Annotated in this window: 7 protein-coding genes; all 7 read right to left on the bottom strand. The window is 47.7% G+C overall.

Annotated features, from left to right (window positions below; all coding sequences use genetic code 11):
- Nucleotides 1-1,379 (bottom strand): MobP3 family relaxase (gene mobP3, locus ABVZ64_RS08940; protein WP_352400671.1); only part of this gene is annotated, 1,379 nt, incomplete at its 3' end.
- A gap of 82 nt (nt 1,380-1,461) precedes the next feature.
- On the bottom strand, nt 1,462-2,358 hold the full coding sequence (locus tag ABVZ64_RS08935) for a MerR family transcriptional regulator (protein WP_352400670.1): 897 nt from the start codon (nt 2,356-2,358) through the stop codon (nt 1,462-1,464).
- 192 nt (nt 2,359-2,550) lie between these two features.
- Nucleotides 2,551-2,838, bottom strand: a complete 288-nt coding sequence (locus tag ABVZ64_RS08930; protein WP_352400669.1) for a DUF6664 family protein — start codon at nt 2,836-2,838, stop codon at nt 2,551-2,553.
- Between the two features lie 86 nt (nt 2,839-2,924).
- Complete coding sequence (locus tag ABVZ64_RS08925; RefSeq protein ID WP_352400668.1) at nt 2,925-3,338, bottom strand: ribbon-helix-helix domain-containing protein; 414 nt, start codon at nt 3,336-3,338, stop codon at nt 2,925-2,927.
- A 394-nt stretch (nt 3,339-3,732) separates the two neighbouring features.
- Nucleotides 3,733-3,987, bottom strand: coding sequence for a DUF6103 family protein (locus ABVZ64_RS08920; RefSeq protein ID WP_352400667.1), 255 nt, complete (start codon nt 3,985-3,987; stop codon nt 3,733-3,735).
- A 19-nt stretch (nt 3,988-4,006) separates the two neighbouring features.
- A complete protein-coding gene (locus ABVZ64_RS08915; protein WP_352400666.1) occupies nt 4,007-4,942 on the bottom strand; it encodes a DUF6329 domain-containing protein in 936 nt (311 codons plus the stop codon).
- Between the two features lie 36 nt (nt 4,943-4,978).
- Nucleotides 4,979-6,019, bottom strand: coding sequence for a C40 family peptidase (locus tag ABVZ64_RS08910; RefSeq protein WP_129723821.1), 1,041 nt, complete (start codon nt 6,017-6,019; stop codon nt 4,979-4,981).
- Nucleotides 6,020-6,199 lie beyond the last annotated feature (180 nt).

The raw sequence follows: 6,199 nt of genomic DNA, 5'->3' as shown, positions 1-6,199 counted from the left end.
CCATCGGCAAACATTCTGCCGAGATCATGCATGGCCAAAGCATTTCCAAGTTCTGCTTCAAGATTGAACAGCTGATACGCCTCATTAAAATCCTGCGGCACATCCTCGCTGCCGTAGAGATATTTTCTTGCCAGTTTGTATTGTTTGTTCCACTCGGCACGAAAGACTATATCGGCAGGCTCCATGAAGGTTTCATTTAGCTCACCATCTACAGGCTCCGGCAGCTCCGGTTCCGGTGCAGATTCATCCTCAAATGAGAAATGGTGATTGCTCAAGCGCAACGTTTCGGCAATCACCATGTTTTTAATGCTTTTAAATTGTTTCTGCTGAGAAAGCGGAGCAAGGGGTGGCAGCTTATTGGTATAGGTTTTGAGGATTTCATTCTGCCAGTCGTTCCATGTCCGGTACAGCTTGTCGATCCGTTCCTCCTTGGCAAGCTCATCCACGATGCGGTCGATGATGGCTTTTACATCTGCCTTGAGGTACCCATACACCTTTTTGCCCCCTGTGCTTTGAAGTCGCCGAGCCAACATCAGCAGATCCACTTCGATGGTTTTGTTTTCACAGACACGATCCTGTACCTGTGAAAACAGCTCGGCCATCACATCAGCGGCACCTTGTTTAAGCTGGCTGCGGACTTCATTCTGATGCTCATAAATATGGGCGAAGTCCTGACGGAAAATATCATGTGCCAGCTCCGAGCGCATGGCTTCAATGGCAGGAGCAGTAAGGAAGCCGTCATTGTCCTTGACAGAGTAGACCATGAGATGCACATGGGGATGATGGCTTTCATTATGAAAAGCGGCATACCATCGAAGATTCTCACTGTCGATTTTCATATGTTTGCAGAGCATAGCTTTTTTGCTGCGGAGTAAATCCTGCCACTGCTTACCGCTGTCATAACCAAGCCTTGCGGCATCCTCTCGGCGCAGGCTGATGACATGAGTCCAGACGGCGCCTTTGTGTTTGCACACATCCTCTTGCACCTGCGCCAGTACCACCGGTACTCCGGCATCGGTGAATAGGCCATGCTCGCCGATTCGTTCCACACGAGGACGGTCTGCGATATACTCCACATAGTTTTCCCTCTTGCCGATGAGATTGAGGTTTTGTTCCAAGGCAAGGGAGATAAACTCGGTAGCATTGCCGATGGTGGGGTTCTCACGGTAATCGGTATACTCCAGCATTTCTTTGACGGAAGGAATATCTCGAATCAGTTGATGGATAAGCTGCTGTTGCTTTACGGTAGCCGGAAGCAGCAGTTTGCTCTCGTCAATTTTTTCTACACCCTCACGGGTTCCGATGTACTTCACATAGTTTTCAAGCTGGGCTGGCGGGGCATCTCGCATATATTGCGAGGTGAAGATAATTTTTGGCATGGCGACCTCCTTTCCTGATTTTGGACAAAAGAAAAGAGCGACCGTGATTGATCGCCCTGAAGAAAAATATAATTATCGCACATTAATTTAACTGATATATATCTTTTGCTTTCGGAAACTTTTTCAGCATAATGTCATTTGCCGCTTCAACCTTTTTCAAATATTCAGCATAAGCGGGACTGAGTATTTTCATGTTGGCTATTAAAACTTCCTGATAGCCGCTTTCCTTTTGAAAATCCAGCATAAACCTTTGAAATTTAGCTGCCTCGGAACTCTTATACTCATCAGAGCTTTTAAATTCAATATACTGTTCAATCTCTTCCCGGTTGCGCTCTAAATAGCCATCTGCATCGGTAAGCATCTCTTGCATCCTGCCACTTGTTTCTTCCTCTATTTTTGCCACATCCATTTTTTCACTTGCATTAAAGAAGGCTTCCATAAACTCGGATAATTCTGAAGGCAGATACAGCTCCACATGATCAAGGTACTGCACGATTGCATCATAGGCCTTTCGTTGATCCTCAGTTTCAATTGTCCTGTTTAGAAATCTGCCAAAATGCATAGATACATAAAGGCCATAGTTTCCGGGGAAAGCAAAAACAAATTTCTCTTTTATGGTGTATAAATCCTCATCATGTGTTTGCAGATAGTCAAATTCCCGATTCACATCGTAATCCGCAATCAGGTTGTCCATGCACTTTTGTATATCACTCAGACGCTGCATCCGTAATTCTGTAATATATTTGCACTTGGCTAAAGTCGCCGGTTTGTTTGAGCTGGTTAGTATCTCAGCAATGTCGGCAATGCTGATGCCGCATTTTCTAAGCACAGATATTTCTTTCAGTGCAGATATATCGGCATCACTGTAATCCCTATATCCGTTTTCGAGTATCTGCGGATGTATCAGATTTTTAGACTCATAATACTCTATCGCTTTTTTGGTCAGCTTGCATTTCTCACAAACTTCTTTTATTAGCATAATCTTTCCTCCTAACACAATTCTAATTGCTCTCAAAATTATCTTAAGCCAGCCCCCAAGGGGGTAGTCAAGTGTTTTCTGATATTTATTTTGTGAGTGCAGTAAAACAATATTTATAAGATTTGAGTAAAAGCAACATTGAGCTATGTAAAACAGCCTCCGCTCATGCAGAGGCCGTCTACCTATGTTTCCTTACAGAGCGCCAAGCTCTTTGAGAAGCTCCACGCAATCCTTTGCACCCTGTACATAGAGGTGCTGGCACTCATGGTCGGCAATCAAATTGGTTTTCTCAAAATAATCGGTGAGAATTTTCTGCTGATCCGCCGGTAGCGTTTTGACAATCTCACGAGCTTGAGAGCTGAGAGCCATCACCTCAGCATAGAGCTGCTGTTCGCTGTCATCGAGGGTTTCCTTGCGTTTGCTGATTGCAGCTTCCGTCAGCTCACGGATAGCTGTTTCAAAGATTTCATTTTTCTCCATTGCACTTTTACCTCCTTTCGCAACACACCATAAACGAATGTATTTCCATAGTCCATACCCAAAAGAAACAAATAAATCCTATCATTTTAGGTTCGCCGCTTTTGGTAGTTATATGCATCCTCGAAATCAACCGCACCGTTGATCCTTTTTACTTCTTCCACACATTTTAAGTGTAGGCTTTGGAGCGCATGCTCGTCAACGGCGTGAGTATATGCCACCACATGAGAGAGCTTGGACAGCTCGGTGGCTATTTTGAAATCCATTCTGGCCAGACGGTTTTCCGTGTCCCGGATTGTGCTGGTGAGGACGGAGGATAGGCTTTGCAGCAGATAGTTTTCAATTTTTTTCGAGGTGAGATACCCACAATAAAACTTCAGCGCCTCGGTGACGAATTCATTTCGGGATTTCACATTGGCCTGCTCCAGTAGCTCATCGCACCGATCCAGCACTTCCTTTTCAATATAAAAGCCGGTGCGGACTTTTTTCGGTTCCTTTGCCATAATGCCTCCTTTTCTCTGTGGTTTTTGCCCCAGTATGCAGAGTAAGCCCCGCAAATGCCCGGAATACCTTGCATTTTTTCGAAAGCAGCATAACAAATGGGGTTTCGGGTAAAAAGTTATGTCACGACCCAATCCCCGAACGGCTTTGCCGGTCGGTGTTTTCCGGGTTTATGCTGCCAAAGCAGCATAAACCCTTTAACCTGCACCACTTTCGACCCTACCGGAATGCCCTCATTCTGAGGATTCATCACCTTATCCGGGGCTTCCTCACATTCTCTCCACACGGGCGCAACGTGGGCGGTATGCGGCTAATTGGTATCAGGATGCCACCATGCTTGCCAAAAGGCCACACAGGGCAACACAGCCGCCCACACGCCCGGATAGCGTTGCCTGCCTACGCCATACTGTTTTCAGCGCTGCTTGCCGTAGCAGGGCGAACCGGTCTTTTGGGCTTGGATTTGGCGGCGGCCTCACGGGAGAGCTTGTCGTCAATGTACTCACGGGTGGCCTGCGGAACGTGCTTTTCGTAGAGCTTCTGGATGGTATCTTCCAGCTCCGTCTGCAAATTCGTATCCTTTTTGCCCATGTGATAGGTCAGGGCATCCAGCTTTTCGCTGCCAAAGCTGATGGTCATGTTTGCTTTTTTCATTGTAATTTCCTCCATTTCATTATTTCATTTGGGGTGATTGGGAAGGGATGCTTTCCTCTTGAGTGACCCATTTTTCACAATCCGATACTGGGCAGTACCCGGCAAGCATGGCTGAAAATTCCTCCAAGCGGGATGGTTTTACCTTATCCAGTTCCATCTGCAAACCGTAGTAGCCGTTGTAGATTTTCACTACTTCAGCATCCAAAACATCAGCCCATACCTCTTTCCCAGCATCGGTCAAGGTATGCTCATCCAGCTCCACAATGGTGGCAGGCTGCACCTCCACATCCTTGTGCAGCAGATGGATATCCTCCCAGTGGAGATGGAGCAAATCTTTCAGCCTGCTGACAGGCATAGTGGATTCCGGCAGCTGCTCTGGCTCCGATTCCTCCGGGCGACCGCCGTACTGCGGACAGAAGTTGAGGTAATAGCACATGTCAATGCTGCTATCATCTAACTCCACATTGGCCACTTCCTCACGCTCATGGAGCATATCCAGCAGGGTATCTGTGATGTTAAAGTCATGCTCAAAGCCGGTTTGCTGTGCCAACTCATCAAAGCCTATAATCCAGTTGCCCTCTGTTGTATTTTGTGTTCCGGTGGACACAATGTAATCCACCGCCTTCGTCAGTTTCTGATTGAATTGCTGCAAGGCCGGGGAGGTAAGAGCGGAAATGTTGGGAACATAGGAGGCGTACCGGCAGTAGCCGTAGCCCTCCGACTCCACCAGCAGTCCGTCATTTCTGCCCTCACCGGTGAGCAGCAGGCAGTGATACACACCGCTACTGTCGCAGTGCATCTGCTCTATATTTTCCTGAATAAAGGCATAATCCCGCAGAGGATTTTGCAGCACATTCTCAAAGATTTCTATGGGAAGTCGAATGGTTTTTGATACCTTAAAGCTCCGTAGATTGAAATCCGAGGGCTTTCGTTCAAAGATTGCTTTCATTGTCATTGCGTATCATCTCCTTATTTTACATTTATTTAGCAGCTATTTCAGTCTGCCGTAGGCATAGAAATGGCTGCGCCAATAGCGGCTATTCAAGTCCGCATACCCGATTGGATCGCCGCAGTGCAGCATTTGGCCATTCCCAACATAGATTCCGATGTGGCTTATGACTCCAGCCGAGGCATAGGTTCCTTGGAAAAACACCAAATCACCGGGCTTGGCTTCCTCACGTGAAATCACTGCACATTGGTTGAAAATTCCTGATGCGGTGGTGCGGGGCAGATAATATACGCCCGATTTGGAATAGACCCAGCACACATAACCGGAGCAGTCAAAGGAGGTCTGCGGAGAGGAGCCGCCCCAAACATAGGGGTAGCCAATGTATTTTTGTGCTTCCTCCATCAACGCCTGAAAGGTACCATCGCCCATCTCTCCTGGATATTCTCCGTCCTCCACACCGGGGATGGCTCTGCCGTACTTGGCATGGGAGTAAATCTGTTGTGCATTGATCCGGTTTTCCTCTGTGATGGTTTTACCGAGAGTGCTTTCAAGGCTTCCATATATCTCATTCAGGTCGGTAATGGGAACAGCCACCGCGTAGGTTTCCTCTGTTTCATTGCCATCCACATCAGTGACGGTGCGGGTGCGTTCCTCGTAGCGGACGAAGCAATCCGCAAAGGCTCGATAATAGGAAGCGTTCATCCGCAGATTTTCAGCGCCGAAATACAGAGAATAAAAAATGGATTTTATACGGGTACTGTCGATACTGCCACTTTCAATCATGGGCGTAATCTCGAACACAGCGCTGTCCAAATCAGAGAAGCTGCCTCGCATATTCTCAATGTACTGCCGATACTCGGCGGGAACCTGTGAGGAGATACTGCCTCCGTGAAAGGTTAAATCCACAGCGGAATTGTTGTGTTCGGCGGTACCGGACAGCAGGCTCATGATCATAACAATGATTAGAATAAACGGGGTGAGGATGGCGGCGATGACCACGCCTGCCGCTTTCCACGTCCGTTTGTCGGTGGCTGCGGCTACCGCAGCTTTTACTGCAAGGGTAATGGTTGCCGGGTCTGCCATCGGTGATCACCACCATTTCTGTTCCCAAAGGCTGAACTGTGCATCCTCTGCAGCCTGCTGCTCCTGTGCCAGCCGGATGGATTTCTCCACCGCCTGATCCAGAAAATCCGTATCAAAGCCTGCGGTTTCGTAGCCCTCAGCGATGGTGTGCAGATAAAAATCCGAGGGTGCGCCGAACTC

Origin of the sequence: Anaerotignum sp., assembly GCF_040307045.1 — a bacterium.
Lineage (GTDB): Bacteria > Bacillota > Clostridia > Lachnospirales > Anaerotignaceae > Chakrabartyella.
Note: the sequence above shows the minus strand (reverse complement) of the source record. Positions and strands in the feature narration are given on the sequence as shown.